The sequence below is a fragment of the Pseudomonas sp. B34(2017) genome, from assembly GCF_002112915.1.
Lineage (GTDB): Bacteria > Pseudomonadota > Gammaproteobacteria > Pseudomonadales > Pseudomonadaceae > Aquipseudomonas > Aquipseudomonas pharyngis.
In genome coordinates, this window is the sequence record NZ_NEJA01000009.1 from 66,417 (window position 1) to 83,119 (window position 16,703).

Annotated in this window: 17 protein-coding genes; 11 read left to right on the forward strand and 6 right to left on the reverse strand. The window is 59.2% G+C overall.

Annotated elements, in window-relative coordinates:
• The first annotated feature begins 22 nt into the window (after nucleotides 1–22).
• Nucleotides 23–331 carry a hypothetical protein gene (locus tag CAF80_RS28935; protein ID WP_170844867.1) on the forward strand — a complete coding sequence of 103 codons (309 nt, stop codon included), beginning with the start codon at nucleotides 23–25 and terminating at the stop codon, nucleotides 329–331.
• 56 nt (nucleotides 332–387) lie between these two features.
• On the opposite strand, the gene glp is transcribed toward CAF80_RS28935, so the two are convergent.
• Entirely contained in the window at nucleotides 388–1,614 is a 1,227-nt protein-coding gene (glp, locus tag CAF80_RS25965; RefSeq protein ID WP_074687957.1) for a gephyrin-like molybdotransferase Glp, read from the reverse strand.
• On the reverse strand, nucleotides 1,598–2,137 hold the full coding sequence (gene moaB, locus CAF80_RS25970) for a molybdenum cofactor biosynthesis protein B (RefSeq protein ID WP_039770415.1): 540 nt from the start codon (nucleotides 2,135–2,137) through the stop codon (nucleotides 1,598–1,600). Before moaB ends, glp begins: the two co-directional genes overlap by 17 nt.
• Nucleotides 2,138–2,218: 81 nt before the next feature.
• Here moaB and mobA point away from each other — a divergent pair, with 81 nt between their 5' ends.
• Complete coding sequence (gene mobA / locus CAF80_RS25975; RefSeq protein WP_074687959.1) at nucleotides 2,219–2,821, forward strand: molybdenum cofactor guanylyltransferase MobA; 603 nt, start codon at nucleotides 2,219–2,221, stop codon at nucleotides 2,819–2,821.
• Between the two features lie 78 nt (nucleotides 2,822–2,899).
• Nucleotides 2,900–3,121 carry a YgdI/YgdR family lipoprotein gene (locus CAF80_RS25980; protein ID WP_039770418.1) on the forward strand — a complete coding sequence of 74 codons (222 nt, stop codon included), beginning with the start codon at nucleotides 2,900–2,902 and terminating at the stop codon, nucleotides 3,119–3,121.
• Between the two features lie 81 nt (nucleotides 3,122–3,202).
• Here the strand turns inward: CAF80_RS25980 and CAF80_RS25985 are convergent, their stop codons facing one another.
• The 3 genes from CAF80_RS25985 to CAF80_RS25995 all read right to left on the reverse strand — a co-directional run bounded on the left by CAF80_RS25985 (nucleotide 3,203) and on the right by CAF80_RS25995 (nucleotide 4,884).
• Entirely contained in the window at nucleotides 3,203–4,096 is an 894-nt protein-coding gene (locus CAF80_RS25985; RefSeq protein ID WP_074687961.1) for a pseudouridine synthase, read from the reverse strand.
• A gap of 69 nt (nucleotides 4,097–4,165) precedes the next feature.
• Nucleotides 4,166–4,483, reverse strand: coding sequence for a transcriptional regulator (locus CAF80_RS25990; RefSeq protein WP_039770421.1), 318 nt, complete (start codon nucleotides 4,481–4,483; stop codon nucleotides 4,166–4,168).
• Between the two features lie 164 nt (nucleotides 4,484–4,647).
• Nucleotides 4,648–4,884 carry a glutaredoxin family protein gene (locus tag CAF80_RS25995; RefSeq protein ID WP_007955734.1) on the reverse strand — a complete coding sequence of 79 codons (237 nt, stop codon included), beginning with the start codon at nucleotides 4,882–4,884 and terminating at the stop codon, nucleotides 4,648–4,650.
• Nucleotides 4,885–5,074: 190 nt separating this feature from the next.
• On the opposite strand from CAF80_RS25995, the gene CAF80_RS26000 reads away from it, so the two are divergent.
• Entirely contained in the window at nucleotides 5,075–6,787 is a 1,713-nt protein-coding gene (locus tag CAF80_RS26000) for a monovalent cation:proton antiporter-2 (CPA2) family protein (RefSeq protein WP_039770422.1), read from the forward strand.
• Here the strand turns inward: CAF80_RS26000 and CAF80_RS26005 are convergent.
• Nucleotides 6,784–7,992 (reverse strand): ammonium transporter, encoded by a 1,209-nt coding sequence (locus CAF80_RS26005; RefSeq protein WP_039770423.1) that lies wholly within the window; start codon nucleotides 7,990–7,992, stop codon nucleotides 6,784–6,786. The two genes, CAF80_RS26000 and CAF80_RS26005, sit on opposite strands and share 4 nt — an antisense overlap.
• A gap of 318 nt (nucleotides 7,993–8,310) precedes the next feature.
• On the opposite strand from CAF80_RS26005, the gene CAF80_RS26010 reads away from it, so the two are divergent.
• The 7 genes from CAF80_RS26010 to CAF80_RS26040 all read left to right on the forward strand — a co-directional run bounded on the left by CAF80_RS26010 (nucleotide 8,311) and on the right by CAF80_RS26040 (nucleotide 16,672).
• Entirely contained in the window at nucleotides 8,311–8,625 is a 315-nt protein-coding gene (locus CAF80_RS26010; RefSeq protein WP_007955729.1) for a YqjD family protein, read from the forward strand.
• 2 nt (nucleotides 8,626–8,627) lie between these two features.
• Nucleotides 8,628–9,014 carry a phage holin family protein gene (locus CAF80_RS26015; RefSeq protein WP_074687963.1) on the forward strand — a complete coding sequence of 129 codons (387 nt, stop codon included), beginning with the start codon at nucleotides 8,628–8,630 and terminating at the stop codon, nucleotides 9,012–9,014.
• Nucleotides 9,011–9,349 carry a hypothetical protein gene (locus tag CAF80_RS26020; RefSeq protein WP_039770424.1) on the forward strand — a complete coding sequence of 113 codons (339 nt, stop codon included), beginning with the start codon at nucleotides 9,011–9,013 and terminating at the stop codon, nucleotides 9,347–9,349. The genes CAF80_RS26015 and CAF80_RS26020 overlap by 4 nt, the downstream gene beginning before the upstream one ends.
• Nucleotides 9,350–9,472: 123 nt before the next feature.
• Nucleotides 9,473–10,636, forward strand: coding sequence for an EAL domain-containing protein (locus CAF80_RS26025; protein ID WP_074687965.1), 1,164 nt, complete (start codon nucleotides 9,473–9,475; stop codon nucleotides 10,634–10,636).
• A 68-nt stretch (nucleotides 10,637–10,704) separates the two neighbouring features.
• The gene (locus CAF80_RS26030) at nucleotides 10,705–12,033 is read left to right on the forward strand and encodes a deoxyguanosinetriphosphate triphosphohydrolase (protein ID WP_039770427.1); all 1,329 of its coding nucleotides are present in this window, start codon (nucleotides 10,705–10,707) and stop codon (nucleotides 12,031–12,033) included.
• Between the two features lie 359 nt (nucleotides 12,034–12,392).
• Nucleotides 12,393–13,019: a response regulator transcription factor gene (locus CAF80_RS26035; RefSeq protein ID WP_039770429.1), complete on the forward strand. Its 627-nt coding sequence runs from the start codon at nucleotides 12,393–12,395 to the stop codon at nucleotides 13,017–13,019.
• Between the two features lie 8 nt (nucleotides 13,020–13,027).
• Nucleotides 13,028–16,672: a transporter substrate-binding domain-containing protein gene (locus CAF80_RS26040; RefSeq protein WP_085668142.1), complete on the forward strand. Its 3,645-nt coding sequence runs from the start codon at nucleotides 13,028–13,030 to the stop codon at nucleotides 16,670–16,672.
• The last annotated feature ends 31 nt before the right edge of the window (nucleotides 16,673–16,703 follow it).

Consider the following 16,703-nt stretch of genomic DNA (forward strand, 5'->3'; position numbering starts at 1 on the left):
ACGGCAGCAGGTGGACGTTTCCATGCAAAGCCGTGAAGCAGGACTAGCCGTGAGTCCGGTTGCCTCTCTCTCCGAAAGTCGCGCCAGCCTCAAAGACGAATTCAAATGCAGCGCCAGAAATACCGGAGAAAACAATATGGAACCTCGTGTCACCGAGCTGGAAACTCACCTCAAGTACATTCGACGCGACATGGACGAAGTCAGAGGAGACGTCAAAGCCATCAAGCACCGCCTTGCCTACTCGGCAGGTGCGACAGCGATGGTGCTCGGACTGGTGGGCTGGATCGCCAATAGCCGGTTCGACCAGCTCGTTGCACTGATCAGTCGTTGACTGGCAGAAAGGCAGGCATCGTGTAACCACTGTGCCTGCCTTTTAAATACCTGCGATCAACCGAGAAGCTCGCTGAGTGGAATGAATGGCACCTGGTCTCCTACGGCCAGGACTCGGCCCTCCCGTACCTCCACCAGCCCCTCGGCCCAGGCAGCGCTGCGCAGAACGCCCGAACTCTGGTTACGGTAGATAATCGCTTGCCCCTGCTCCAGGCGCCCTCGCAGAAATTCACGGCGGTTACCGGCATGAGGCCAGACAAATCCGGCGGGCACCGAAACTTTCAGCGGCTCGACATCCTGCACGCCCTGGCGACGTAACAGATAAGGTCGGGCCAACAAGGCGAAAGTCACCAGTGTCGAGGCAGGATTGCCCGGCAACCCAATCACCGGAACACCGCGAAAATGCCCGACCGTCAATGGCTTGCCGGGTTTGATTGCCAGCTTCCAGAGTGTCAGTTCGCCCTCCTCCCTCAATGCGATTCCGAGGAAATCCGCCTCTCCGACCGATACGCCACCGGTCGACAGAATCAGGTCTACATCCTGCAGTTCCCCAAGTCGCGCGCGGGTAGTGGCCAGATCATCAGGCAGAATGCCGGCATCAACCACTTCATATCCCAGGCGCTGCAACCAGCTGCACAAAAGCACCCGGTTGCTGTTGTAGATCTGTCCCGGCCCCAACGTCGTGCCCGGCTCGACCAACTCGTCTCCGGTGGACAAAACCGCCACACGAACCTGGCGAACGACCTCAAGCCCTGCACAACCCAGCGAGGCAGCCAGCCCCAGCTCGATCGGACCGAGCCGAGTTCCTGCAGACAAGACCAGTTCACCGACGGTCGTTTCCTGGCCTTGCGGGCGAATGTTCTGCCCGGCCACCATCGTCTCGATGAAACTCACGCGCTCATCGGCATGAATCTCGACGTTTTCCTGCATTTCGACACAGTCGGCCCCCGCAGGCACCGGCGCGCCGGTAAAGATCCGGGCACAGGTGCCTGGTTTCAAAGGTTCCGGTGCCTGTCCAGCGAAGATCTTCTGACTGACTGGCAACGGCTCACCGGTCCAGTCGGCCAGACTCAAGGCATAACCGTCCATGGCGCTGTTCGGCCAAGGTGGCAGATCCAGCGTCGAAATCAGATCCTGCGCCAGCACTCGCCCCTGAACCTGCGCCAGTGGCAAAAACTCGTACTCGACAATCCGCGAGCTCTCGGCCATTTCCAGCAATCGCGTCAATGCCTCTTCGACCGGCATCAGACTGCCGGTCTTGCCCGGCTTACCCACGGGATTCACAAGGCGCTGCCTTTTTCAAATGAGTGACGAAATTGCATGGGCGGTGACGTGAGTCCAGTTGCTCGGCGAGGATGCCATCCCAACCGGTGCGCACAGCATTGGTCGAACCAGGCAGGCAGCAGACCAACGTGCCGTTGGCCAGTCCCGCCAAAGCCCGAGATTGCACGGTGGAAGTGCCGATGTCGGCAACCGATATCTGACGAAAAAGCTCACCAAAACCATCGACCTGCTTGTCCAGCAGGCAAGCAACCGCTTCCGGGGTGCTGTCGCGGCCGGTAAAACCGGTACCGCCGGTAATCAGCACCACTTGCACGACGTCTTCGGCAATCCAGTAGGCAACTTGCGCACGGATCTTGTACAGGTCATCTTTGAGCAGCACGCGCTGCGCCAGATGGTGGCCGGCGGCCGTCAGACGGTCGACGAAGACCTGGCCGGAGGTATCGGTTTCCAGGGTTCGGGTGTCGCTGACCGTCAACACTGCGATATTGAGCGGTGCGAAAGGTACATCAGCCTTGGCTTTCATAGGCTCGTCCAGTTGTAGGAGAAACAGCCCGGTGTTATATCACAGCGCCCCCTTTTTTCGCCGCCCCTGCGGAGAGTTGCCATGACCTCGAACACGCCATTACCACCTTGCTCCATTCTGTTACTGGCAGGTGGGCGCGGACAGCGCATGGGCGGCAAGGACAAGGGGCTCGTGGAATGGCACGGTGAACCGTTGATCGCGCATCTTCATCGTAAAGTTCGGTCGTTGACCGATGATCTGATCATCTCCTGCAACCGCAATCGTGAAAGCTATGCGCCATTTGCCGACCAGTTGGTATGCGATGACGAGGGAGATTTCCCCGGTCCGTTGGCCGGCATTCGCGCCGGCTTGAAAGCCGCGCGCCACACCCACCTGCTGGTACTGCCCTGCGATGTCCCGCGCATCGATCTTGCGTTGCTGCAGAGCATGCGCGAGGCGGCCAGTCTGAATTCTGAAAAACCTTTAATGTTGCGACATGACGATCACTGGGAACCGCTGCTTTGTGTAATCCCCGTGGCACTCCTGCCCGCCTTCGAAAACGCCTGGAGCGCCGGAGAACGCAGCCCTGGCCGGCTAATGCGCACGCTTGATGCCCAAGCCCTGGTTTGCCCTGACAACGACCCACGCCTGGCCAATCTCAACACCCCTGAACTGTTGAGTTCGCACAACACTGTGTCAGACTGACAGCATTCAAGGAACTTGCACGCCTTGTATACGTCTCAAGCTCAGTAACCAAAAGAATTTCCCTTCGGAGACACACTCATGACTCAACGGACCCTCGCCACTTTCATGCTCGCACTGGGCCTCGCCACCCTCGCCGGTTGCGCTTCGCCAACAGTGATCACCTTGAATGACGGTCGCGAAATCCAGGCTGTCGACGCCCCTAAATATGATGAAGATTCGGGCTTCTACGAGTTCGAACAACTGGACGGCAAGCACACTCGCATCAACAAGGATCAGGTTCGTACTGTCAAAGAGCTTTAATTCTTCAGTTCGACACCCGATACAGAAAGCCCGCAATATGCGGGCTTTTTCGTGTCTGACCGAAAACAATCGATAGCGGGGTCACCAGTCCAGCGTGATGCGGCTCTCGAACTCGCGGGGCTGCCCCGTAACCGGATCGATGAATCGCAGGCCTTGCGCCAGAAGTTTCAGCGGATTGGCGTAGTCATCCTCAACGTCTTTTAGCACGTCGGGATAAAACGGATCATTGCAGATGCTCGCCCCCAGCGCCGTCATGTGTACCCGCAGTTGATGCTTCTTGCCGGTCACCGGATACAGGCCGTAGCGCCAGAGATCACCATTCCTTTCACGCACCTCCACCGCCGTTTCGGTGTTACTTGCACCCGCCCCCTCCTTCATGCGGAAGAAAGGTTCGCCATCGACGAGACGACTTTTATGTACCAACGGAAAGTCCAGCCCAGGTAACGCAGCCGCAATGGCTTCATAGCGTTTTTCGATTTGCCGCGTCGGGAACAGCGACTGATACGCCGACCGCGTCTGTGGGTTGGCCGAGAAAATCACAAGCCCGGCCGTGTGCCGGTCAATCCGATGCAGCGGCACCAGATGGGGATTGTTCAGGCGCCGGATCAATCGGCGAAGCAACGTCTGCTCGACGTACTCGCCTGCCGGGGTCACAGGAAGGAAATGCGGCTTGTCCGCCACCACCAGATGGTCGTCCGCATACAGGATCGACTCGACCACCGGGATCGGCTTTTCATCCGGTACTTCACGAAAGTAGTGAATGCGCAGCCCTTCCTTGTAGGGCAAGTCCAGCGCAATCGGCTGACCCTCGCCATCGAGCACCCGGCCCCGGGCGATTCGGTCGAGCCATTGATCGCGCCCAATGGCACTGAAATGCTCACACAGGCAGTCGAACACTGTCCGCCAGCTACCGGGGGGTAGATACAGCGTGCTGGCCTGATTCTGTGCGGCGGAAAATGTGGGTGTGCTGGACATACGGAAAACTCGAACCTTCAAAGCAGAGCGGCATTATCCAACACCCGGCGCAGCAGACCTAGCGCGGAATCAGGCGGGGATCGATTTGAGCGCCGCCGCCTCGGTGAATTCCTTGAGCCAGCGCAGAACATCGACGGCCTCCCAGCGGCCTGGGTCGTACAAGGCGTACAACAATCCCTGATAACCGACCACATCCAGTTGCTTGTGATAACCGGCGCGCTGAAACAAGGCCTCGATCTCGGCAAAGCACGTATTGAAATGCAGCTTGTTGAAGGGAGTCTTGCCTCCCGTGACCAGACCGTCCAGGCGCAATTCGTGGACGGCCTCGCGCACCACGTCAACCGACATCCCGTTCACGCTGCTTTTCAACTGTTCGACATTGACCACGGTGACTCCCTCTGACATCCGGCTTGCCCTGGCGAATGCCCGAAAACGGCATGGCAGGCCAACTCAATTACTGTATGCGCATACAGTAACCGAATAACCCGAAAAGTGCCAAGCCGTGATTAGCGAAGGTGACGAACGCCATCAACGCAAACGAGAAAAAGTCATTAACGCAGGAATGCCACCACCTGATCGGCGCTGAACGGCCATCCCAGTTCCGCGCCGGTATCGACCCTGCGCAAGACCGGGATTCGCAGGCTGTAGGCCTCGAACCACGACTCATCGTCAGCAATATCCACCAGCTCCACCAGCAGACCATGCTCGACAAAAGGCATCAGTTCAGCCTCGGCGACTTCACACAAATGGCACCCCAGGGTGCCGAACAACTGGCATTCAGGAAGCATGTGCGCTCAACCCCAAAAATCGAGTGATCATTCTAGGCCTGCCCGCAAGGCCCGTCGACCTGCCCACCGGGCTCAAATCCGCTCTTCGCAAAACCCTGATGTAAATCAGCCCACAAAATTGCCGTTTACGCGATGCTCCGGTGTTTTTTACCTCTACGCTTGAAGAGCCTGACCTGTTCCGGAGTGTCGTGTGTTTGCCAATCTGCTGATCATTCTGGCGTCGTCCCTGGTGATGATTGCCCTGTTCCGTCGCCTGCGCCTGCCACCTGTGCTGGGTTACCTGTGCGTGGGATTGATGGTCGGGCCGAAGGCGTTCGACTGGATCAATGAAAGCGAACACTTGCCTGACCTTGCCGAACTGGGGGTGGTGTTTCTGCTGTTTTCCCTGGGGCTGGAATTCTCCCTGTCGAAAATGATTGCCCTGCGCAAGGTGGTTTTCCGCCTGGGCAGCCAGCAGGTGCTGATCACCACACTGCTGCTGGGAAGCGTGCTGATGCTCCTGGGCATGCCCGCCACACCGGCCTTGCTGCTGGGCGCTGGCCTGTCGTTGTCATCCACGGCGATTGTGACCAAGGAACTGAGCAGCCTCGGCGAAATCTTCAGCAGCCATGGCCAGAACGCGGTAGGAGTCCTGTTGTTCCAGGACGTGGTGGCCGTATTGCTGCTGACGCTGGTGCCGGTGTTCGCCGGCAGCAGTGATCAGGCCTGGTACTGGGCGCTGCCCCTGACTTTGCTGAAGACCGTGTTGCTGTTTTTCGGTTTGTTGCTGGCCAGCCGCTGGCTGCTTCCCCGCCTGTTTCAGGAAGTCGCAGCGTCCCGCTCGGCGGAGCTGTTCGTACTGCTGGCACTGGTAATTGTGCTGCTGACGGCCTGGCTGACCCACCTGCTGGGCCTGTCCCCGGCCCTCGGCGCGTTCCTCGCGGGCATGCTGCTGGGCGAGAGCCATTATCGACATCAGATCGAGGCCGATATCCGGCCGTTTCGCGACATTCTGCTGGGATTGTTTTTCGTCAGCATCGGCATGCTGATCGACCTGCAACTGTTCGCCAGCCACAGCCTGCTGATTATCGGGATGACCCTGGGTTTACTGGTGATCAAAGGCCTGGTGGTGGCGCTGCTGGTGAAATGGCGCGGCAGCGACAGTGAAACGGCCTGGCGCAGCGGCCTCGCCCTCGCCCAGGGCGGTGAATTCTGCTTCGCCCTGATGGCACAGATGCAGCAAACCCGGTTGCTCCCCGCCGAACTCGGTGCGCTGCTGCTCGCCGCCACCTTCTGCTCGATGCTGCTGACGCCCCTGCTGTTACGCGCCGCACCGCGCATCGCCGCCGCCCTGCACCGCAAACCCAACCAGGAAGCGCAGATCGAGGAAATCAGCGCCCTCAATGCGGGGTTCAACGGGCATGTGGTGATTTGTGGCTACGGCCGTGTCGGTCAGTCGATCGGGCGTTTCATGCGCAATGCCGGGCAAACCTACGTCGCGCTGGACAACGATCCGGTGCGGATCCAGGAAGCCGCCACCGCCGAGCGCGACGTCCACTACGGCGATTCAACCCGCGGCGATCTGTTGACCGCCGTCGGTTTGCTGCGCGCCAGGTTGCTGGTGATTGCTGTGGATCAAGCCGACGTGGCTCTGCGGGTTCTCAAGGAGGCAAGACGCCTCAACCCGACAGTGCCGATTCTGGTGCGCACCCGGGACGACAGCCAGTCGGCCGAGCTGAAGGCGGCCGGCGCCAGCGAAGTGGTGCCGGAACTGCTGGAGTCGAGCCTGATGCTCGGTTCCCATGCCTTGATCCTGCTCGGATTTCCTGCACACCGGGTGCAGGAGAAAGTCGATCAGGTGCGCATCGATCGTTATCGCCTGCTTCACGGCTTTTACCCCGGAGCCGACGATGAGGAGACCTAGTCCTGGCTTACCGCGCCGATCTTGTGCAACGACAGGTCGGCGCCGTAGTACTCCTGTTCCTGGCTCAGGCGCAGACCATGCAGCGCCTTGATCGAGCCATAGACGGCGAAACCGCCGATCAACGCCACTGCCACACCGAGGGCGGTGCCGATCAACTGGCTGATCAGGCTGACGCCACCGAGCCCGCCCAACGCGGTCGAGCCGAAGATCCCGCAGGCAATGCCGCCCCACACGCCACACAGACCGTGCAACGGCCAGACACCCAGCACGTCATCGATGCGCCATTTGACCTGCGCCGCCGTGAAGCACCAGACAAACAGGGCGCCGGCAATCGCGCCGGTCACCAGCGCACCGACCGGATGCATCAGGTCGGAACCGGCGCACACCGCCACCAACCCCGCCAACGGGCCGTTGTGCAGGAAGCCAGGGTCGTTGCGCCCGACGATCAGCGCCGCCACCGTTCCGCCCACCATGGCCATCAGCGAGTTGACCGCCACCAGCCCGCTGACCCCCTGCAGGGTTTGCGCGCTCATCACGTTGAAGCCAAACCAGCCGACGATCAGAATCCACGACCCCAATGCCAGAAACGGAATGCTCGACGGCGCGAACGCCACCAGCTTGCCATCGCGATAGCGTCCGTTGCGCGGCCCGAGCAGCAGCACTGCCGCCAACGCCAACCAGCCGCCCATGGCATGCACCACCACCGAACCCGCAAAATCATGGAAACCAGCGCCGAACTGTGCGGTCAGCCAGGCTTGCACACCGTAGTTGCCGTTCCAGATCATGCCTTCGAAAAACGGGTAGATGAACGCAACGATCAGCGCCGTGGCGCACAGTTGCGGCACAAACCGCGCTCGCTCGGCGATGCCGCCGGAAATGATCGCCGGGATCGCTGCCGCAAAGGTCAGCAGGAAGAAAAACTTCACCAGTCCATAACCATGATCGGCACTGAGCACCGCCGCCGGTTGCAGGAAGGTCACCCCGTACGAAAGCCAGTAGCCTATAAAGAAATAGGCCAGGGTCGACACCGCGAAGTCGCTGAGAATCTTCGACAGTGCATTAACCTGGTTTTTCTGGCGAACCGTTCCGACCTCCAGAAACGCGAAACCGGCGTGCATGGCCAACACCATGACCGCACCTATCAGAATGAACAACGTGTTGGAACTGTGAACCAGCGTGTCCACAGCGCTTTGCAGATTTTCCATGAGGAGGCAGACCCGAGGCTGAAAAAGGCACCAAAGCGGTTCATGCGCACATTTCATGCACCAAATTGCGACCACGCAGTCACTGATCCGGCAGGTCGGTGAACCGCTTTGGCGCACAAGGTCGATGGGCTGACATGAACCTTCATCATCCGGGCCAAGGTTTGCCCGGTTTTACGCCCGGCAACAGCGCACTGCCACCGATCGACGCACCACGACACAGCAAAAGCTGTACCAAGCACTTGTACTGAACCTTCACACTTGGCTCATACTCGAACGCTTCAGAACACCGCTTCAGAACGCCACTTACGGAGATCCCCCATGGCCAGCATCAAGGCAAAGACTGCTCAAGAAATCCTGATGAACGACTTCCAGACCCTGGTCAGCGACACTGAACGCTTGCTGGAGCACACCGCCACGCTGGCCGGTGATCAGGCCGATGAGTTGCGCGAACAGATCCACGAAAGCCTGCTGCGCGCGCGGGAAACCCTGAAGCTGACCGAAGACACCCTGCGCGAGCGCGGTCAGGCGGCGGTCACTGCCACCGAGGAATATGTATCGGCCAACCCGTGGCAATCGGTGGGCATCGCCGCCGGCGTCGGCTTTCTGATCGGCCTGCTGGCCACTCGGCGCTGATCATGTCGATCGGTGAATCCGGCCCGAATGCGGGCACCGCCTCTTCCACGCGTCGCCTGGGTGCTGCCGTTCTCGGCCTGCTGCACAGCCACGTCGAATTGTTCGGCATCGAACTGCAGGAACAGAAAGCACGCACCGTCAGCCTGTTGCTGTTCGCCGGCCTGGCACTGGTGTTTGCGCTGCTGTTGCTGGTCGGCCTGTCGACGCTTGTCCTGATCGTGTTCTGGGACACGTATCGCCTGGCCGCAATTATTGGTCTGTGCGTGTTCTACACCTTGGCGGCAATCTTTTGCGCGCTGCGTCTCAAAGCCGCGATCTTCGATGAATCCTCGCCTTTCCACGGCACGCTGGAAGAACTGGCCAATGATCGGGAGCGCCTGTTGCCATGAACCTGCCTGAACTTCCGCACAACAGCTCACGCCGGGAAATGCGCAAGGCACTGATCCGCCTGCGCATGGAAATGCACCGTCAGGAAATCCGCCATGAAACCGGCCAGGTCCTGCAACCACTGCAACGCATGCGTGGCATGACGCAAAACCTTCAGGGTGGTTTCGGCATCAAGCACGCGCCGTTGTGGGGCGTGGCGGCCGTGACACTGCTGGGCTTCATCACCGGTAAAGGGGCCAAAAGCGGTGGCGTAGGCGGTTTGACCCGACTGATCCGCCTGGGCACCAGCCTCGCTCCGCTGATCAAACTGGTCATGCAGAGCTCGAGCAAGCGCTGAACCTTCGCATCTGGCTGCATTCTTGCAATACCGGCGGGATTGAATCTCTTATCCGGAGGTTCAATCCCGCTTGCCTGTCCGGCCGGCAGAATTCGACCAGAACAAGAACGACAAGGAGGCCCCGTGATCGACGGGCAACCGCTCGCCTGCTTTCAACCTTTCATCGATACCGCCACCGGACGCATTGCAGGCGTCGAGGCACTGGGTCGTCTGCGCCAGGCCGATGGCCAACTGGCGTCGGTCGGACCGCTGTTCGCCGATCCGCGCACTCCGGCCATCGCGCTGCGCAGAATGGACCGGCAGATCCGCGACAACGCGCTGAGCCGACTGCACGAAGCACCACCGGACTGGTTTCTCAGCCTGAACATGTCACCGCGCTGGATCAGTCGCTTGCGTACCGACCAGGCACTGCCGAGCCTGAAACAACTCGCGCGGCACGGTATCGACCCGCAACGGATTGTTTTCGAGATCACTGAACTGGGCGGTAACAGCCAGCGCCTGACCGAAGTCGTGGCGCGCTACCGCGATGCCGGCGCCCGGATCGCCATCGACGATTTCGGCGCCGGTTATTCGCAGCTTGATCGCGTGCTGGCGCTGCAACCGGACATTCTCAAACTCGACATGCGTCTGTTCCAGGCCGCCGCACTGGGCGGGCCGAGCAGTGACGTGGTCAAGGCCCTCGCGCAAATGGCCGAAAAAACCGGCTGCTGGATCATTGCCGAAGGCGTGGAAACTGCGGCACAACTGAATTTCGCGCTGGAGTGCGGATCGCGTTACGTGCAGGGATTTTTGTTTGCCCGGGCGCAGGAGGCGCTTTTTGGTACGAATGACTTCGTGGAGCGCTTTGCCGAGCTGCGCCAGTCTTACGTGCGTCAGAAGCTGGCCGAGCGCAGCAAGCTGATGTTCATGCGCCAGCAGCTCAGTGAACTCATGACCATCCTCCAAACCTGGGCCCAGGCCCGCGCCCCACTCAGTGCACTGCCACAGCTCGACGCCTTTCCCTGGCTGCTGCGTTTTTATCAATGTGACCGCCACGGCACCCAACTGACGCCAAACCTGGAGTGGCGCCCCAGCGGCTGGGTCGCCGACAATCGCTATCTGGGTCACAACTGGTCGTGGCGCCCCTACTTCTATCACCTGCTGGCCGAAGGCTGGGAGGAACGGCGCCTGACCCTTTCCAACACCTATCGCGACGCCACCAGCAACCAGTATTGCCTGACCGCCGGACAGTTTTTTGATAACGGCGAGCGCCTGCTGCTGATCGACATCGATGCGGCGGGGCTGTAGTTGCGCTTGCAGATGCCAGCCTGAACCGGGAAGCTAGGGAATCAGTCACCAGACGGAGAGAATCAGCCTTGGATTGGCATACCCTGCTCAACCGCGAACGTCTCGGCAAACCGTTGCACAGCTCGCAGGAACTTGGCCGCAGCCCGTTCCATAAAGACCATGACCGCATCATCTTCTCCGGCGCCTTCCGCCGTCTGGGGCGCAAGACCCAAGTGCATCCGGTGTCGAGCAACGACCACATTCACACGCGCCTGACCCACTCGCTGGAAGTCAGTTGCGTCGGCCGCTCGCTGGGCATGCGCGTCGGCGAAACCCTGCGTCGCGCCTTGCCTGAATGGTGCGATCCGAGCGATCTGGGCATGGTGGTTCAATCGGCCTGTCTGGCACACGACATCGGCAACCCGCCGTTCGGCCACTCCGGCGAAGATGCGATCCGTCACTGGTTTCAGCAGGCTGCGGGCCGCGGCTGGCTGGATGCGATGAGCGATGCCGAACGAGGGGATTTCCTGAATTTCGAAGGCAACGCCCAAGGCTTCCGGGTACTCACGCAACTGGAGTATCACCAGTTCGACGGCGGGACCCGACTGACTTACGCCACCCTTGGGACTTATCTGAAGTACCCGTGGACCGCTCGTCACGCCGACTCCCTCGGTTACAAGAAGCATAAGTTCGGCTGCTACCAGAGCGAGCTGCCGTTGCTGGAGCAGATCGCCCACAAGCTGGGTCTGCCGCAACTGGAAGAGCAACGTTGGGCGCGCCATCCTCTGGTGTATCTGATGGAGGCGGCGGACGACATCTGCTACGCCTTGATCGATCTGGAGGATGGCCTGGAAATGGAGCTGCTCGATTACGCCGAAGTCGAGTCGCTGCTGCTCGGTCTGGTCGGTGATGACCTGCCGGAAACCTATCGCCAGCTCGGCCCGCAGGATTCGCGCCGGCGCAAACTGGCGATCCTGCGCGGCAAGGCCATCGAACACCTGACCAACGCCGCCGCCCGGGCCTTCGTCGAACAACAGGACGCACTGCTGGCCGGTACGCTGTCGGGGGATCTGGTGGAACACATGCACGGCCCGGCCAAGCGTTGCGTGTTGAACGCCAAGGACATCGCCCGCAAGAAAATCTTCCAGGACAAGCGCAAGACCCTGCACGAGATCGGCGCCTACACGACCCTGGAGATTCTGCTCAACGCCTTCTGTGGTGCGGCCCTGGAACAGCACAACGGCCGCACGCCGTCGTTCAAGAGCCGCCGGATTCTCGATCTGCTGGGCAACAACGCACCGGATCCGCACGGCCCCTTGCACGCGTCGTTCCTGCGCATGATCGACTTCATCGCCGGCATGACCGACAGCTACGCCAGTGACATGGCGTTGGAAATGACCGGACGCTCCAGCCATTGACGCCTGCTGCCCGGCCGATCCGCAATAGGGCGGTCGGGCAACGCAGACGCATATGCCGATCATTTTCCCTCTGCAGGTGTATTCAGTTGCAAGGGACAAAGATAACCAGAAGTCAACTAATGACACTCATTGAAAGCCTTTAGCCGGTAAACTTTCTCTGGCCGCCATAAACTTTATAAATTCCCGCCATTGAACATCTCACGCGCTTACCTACGCCAAACCTAGTTAACCCGTAGTCTGATTCCTCTTTATTTGTAGGACTTATCCTAGATTGCCGCTAACGCCCTGAGGGTTCATGCGGCTGTTCATTCGATTGAGCTAAGGTTCGCCCTTTATTTGCGCTCGTATGGGATTTGATTATGAACTCCGTTTTTATTGTCGACGATCACCCGGTCATCCGCCTCGCCGTTCGAATGCTGCTCGAGCATGAAGGTTATAAAGTCGTCGGAGAAACCGATAACGGTGTCGATGCCATGCAGATGATTCGCGAATGCATGCCCGACCTGATCATTCTCGACATCAGCATTCCCAAGCTCGATGGCCTGGAAGTCCTGGCCCGCTTCAATGCCATGAGCTCGCCATTCAAGACGCTGGTACTGACTGCGCAATGCCCGACTCTGTTCGGCATTCGCTGTATGCAGTCAGGTGCATCGGGTTACGTGTGCAAGCAGGAAGACCTGAGTGAACTGGTCAGTGCGATCAAAGCTGTTCTTTCCGGTTACAACTACTTCCCCAGCCAGGCCTTGAACCCTGTTCGTCATGACGACGTGCGCTATGCAGAACTGGAACTTTTCAAATCAGTCAATGATCGGGAACTCATGGTTTTGCAACTTTTCGCCCAAGGCCGTACAAACAAGGAAATTGCCAAAGGCATGTTTCTCAGCAACAAGACAGTCAGCACTTACAAGAAACGACTGATGCAAAAACTGAAGGCCAAGTCTCTCGTAGAACTTATCGAAATGGCCAAACGTAACGCACTCGTGTGAGAGCCAACATGTCCAGCCGTTTAGTGAGTCTCCTGATTGCATTGAGTGCATGTCTGGGTTTCTGCATCTCTGCAACAGCCGCATCACCCACCTCGAAAGACCTCACCCTGCTCGGTCGTTCGGTCGAACCAACGGTGCAGGCCTTGTTCGATCCATCGCAAGTGGCGTGGCTGCACGCTCGCAATGAGTTGGTTCTGGGGACTTCAGCTCCGGATTACCCTCCGTTCGACATGACGCCCAGCGGACAAGACTACGAAGGCTTCACGGCGGATTACGCTTCACTGATTGGTCAGGCAACCGGTCTGCCGATCAGGGTCAAACGTTTCGCCTCGCGGGAGGCCGCCATCAAGGCATTGATGGACGGCCACATCGACATGCTCGGTACTGCCAACGGATTCGAAGCAGAAAACGCCAATATAGTACTGTCCAGGCCTTACGCCATCGATCAACCGGTCCTCGTCACACGCGAGGGCGAAACCCGCACGTTGACCGAAGGCCTGGCAGGACTGCGGCTGAGCATGCTGTATCACTACCTCCCGCTGGATGATGTCAAGGCGATGTATCCCAAAGCCCTCATCACCTCTTATCCGTCCTACCAGAACGCAATCAACGCCGTAGCGTTCGATCAGGCGGACGTGTTTCTCGGCGACACCATTTCCACCCATTACATGATCAACAAGGGTTACCTGAACAATATTCGCATGGCCAGTTTCGGCAAGCATGAGGCCCACGGCTTCAGCTTCGCCGTACATCGCAACAATCCACAGCTGCTCGCTATCATCAATACGGCGCTCAAGGCCGTACCGGGCAGCGAGCGCGAAAATATCGCCAAACGCTGGAGCGTGGGCAGCGACACACTTTTGACCGACCAGAAGCTGCAATTGACCAGACGCGAAGAGCAGTGGCTGAAAAATCATCCGGTGGTGAGCGTACTGGTCAACGAGGCTTTCGCGCCCCTGACATTCTTTGACAGTGACGGCAATTTTCGCGGCATCAGCGCCGACTTGCTTGAACTCATTCGCTTGCGCACCGGACTGCGCTTCGAAATCCGCCGCAGCCGCAGCGATGCCGAAATGATCAAGCAGGTCGAACACCACCAGGCTGACCTGATCGCAGCTTTGCTGCCGACCGCCCAGCGTGAGGAAACCCTGCAATTCAGCCGTCCCTATCTGGAAAATTCATACGTGTTGCTAACCCGAAAGGCCGCCGACAGCCCTACGCACCTGGGGCAACTGAAACGCAAACGTCTGGCGATCGCTCAAGGCAATCCGATGATCGAGTACCTGCGCACCGAGTTTCCCCGCATTCAGCTGATCGAGACGCCGGATACTTACAGTGCTGTGGCGCTGCTCGATGAAGGTCAGGTCGAAGGCGCAGTGAACTCGCTGGTCATCGCAAACTACTTCATTGCATCACGAACCTTCGAACATCCCCTGCAGATCACCACCACCATCGGCACACGTCAGGCGGCTTTTTCTCTGGCGACAGCCCGGGACAACACAGAACTGAACTCGATCATCAACAAGACGCTGATGAGCATCACACCCGAAGAACTGGGCATTATCAATGGTCGCTGGCGGGGCTACTCAAACATTTCGCAAGGCACCTGGCATCAGTACCGGCGTTTCTTTTATCAGCTGATCGGCGGCGCCTGCCTGCTGTTGCTGCTGTCGCTGCTCTGGAATGCCTACATGCGCCGCCAGATCAAACAGCGTAAATCGGCGGAACGGGCCTTGAACGACCAACTGGAATTCATGAGTTCACTGGTCAACGGGACGCCCCACCCAATCTACGTGCGTGACCGACAGGGCCTGCTGCAAAGCTGCAATGACAGTTATCTCCAGGCGTTCAATGCCCGGCGCGAAGACGTCATCGGCAAAGATGTCATGCAGGGTGCGCTGAACAACGCTTTCGAGGCACAGGCGTATCAGGCCGACTATCAGCGGGTAGTGGCCGAAGGCAAACCGCTTGTGCTTGACCGGCCGCTGCACATCGGCAACCGACGACTGACGATCTATCACTGGATTCTGCCCTACCGAGACTCCAGTGGCGACGTCCGGGGAATCATCGGCGGCTGGATCGACATCAGTGAGCGCCGCGAACTGCTCGATGAACTTCGCGCAGCCAAGGAACGGGCAGACGATGCCAACCGGGCCAAGAGTACGTTTCTGGCAACGATGAGTCATGAGATCCGCACGCCGATGAACGCAGTGATCGGCATGCTCGAGTTGACACTCAAGCGCATGGATCAGGCACACCCGGATCGCTCCGGCATCGAAACAGCCTACCATTCGGCCAGGGACTTGCTGGGCCTGATCGGCGACATACTGGACATTGCGCGCATTGAATCCGGGCGACTGAGTCTGAAACCCGAGCGAATCAACCTGATCGACACAGTGGGTTCGGTGGTCAGAATCTTCGAAGGGCTCGCCCGACAAAAACAGCTTTCACTGACTGTGTCCGTCTCTCCCCCTGAGCTGAATGTCGATGTGCAACTCGACCCTCTGCGCTTCAAACAGGTGCTGTCGAATCTGATCAGCAATGCCATCAAGTTCACCGACGCGGGGCAGGTCAGAATCACGCTGGATGTTCTTCCCACGGATGACCCCGAAGGTTCGATGGTGCAGCTGACCGTACAGGACAGCGGCATCGGGATCACGACGCAGGATCAGTTGCGGTTGTTCGAACCTTTTGCCCAGGCCGGCAACGATGGGCAACGGGCCGTCAGCGGCGCAGGGCTCGGGCTGGTCATCAGCCGCAACCTGTGCGAAATGATGGGTGGAAAACTGCGATTGAGCAGCCTGCCCGGAATTGGCACCCAGGTTCGGGTATCGCTACCGGTGACCATTCTGCCTGCACAAGTGGCGAGAGCTGAAGATGAATCACAGATTCAGCCATCCCTCATCCCGTTAACGGTTCTGGTGGTCGATGACCATCCGGCCAATCGACTGCTGATGTGCCAGCAACTGGAATACCTCGGCCATCGATTCTGTATCGCGGAAGATGGCCTGCGCGGGCTGGATGAATGGAAGAGCGGGGAGTTCGATCTGGTCATTGCCGATTGCAACATGCCCGTCATGAACGGCTACGAGCTGACCCGCGCGATTCGTCAGCACGAAAAGCTGACCCGCCGCCCGGCTTGCACGGTGCTGGGGTTCACCGCCAATGCCCAGCCCGAAGAGATCCTGCGCTGCAAGCAGGCAGGCATGAACGAATGTCTGTTCAAACCCCTGAGCCTCAACAGCCTGAGCCAATGGATCAAGAGCATTCAGCCGGTGTTCGCCGCTCCGGCTTTCAACCTGCAGGGGCTGACGCTGCTGACCGGTGACAACCCCTCTCAAACCCACCGATTGCTGGCAGAACTGCTCAACAGCAGTCGCCTTGATCGGGAGGAGTTGCAGGCCCTGTGCCTCACCCGGGATCCCTCCGCGCTGGCCGTCATCGCACACAAGATCAAAGGCGCCGCACGCATTGCCCAGGCCTCGCGCCTGATCAACTGCTGTGATGCGCTTGAGCAGGCCTGCCTGCAAGCACTGCCGTGGGAAGAAATCGAGCGTCATTGCCAGGCCAGCCACCTCGCCATCCTGGAATTGGAGCAGGCACTGGAACAGCAACTGGCTCGGATCGCCAAAAGCAAAATGGCCGGGGCTTAACTATGCTTGGAGGCTGAGCAGTGTGCTTAAC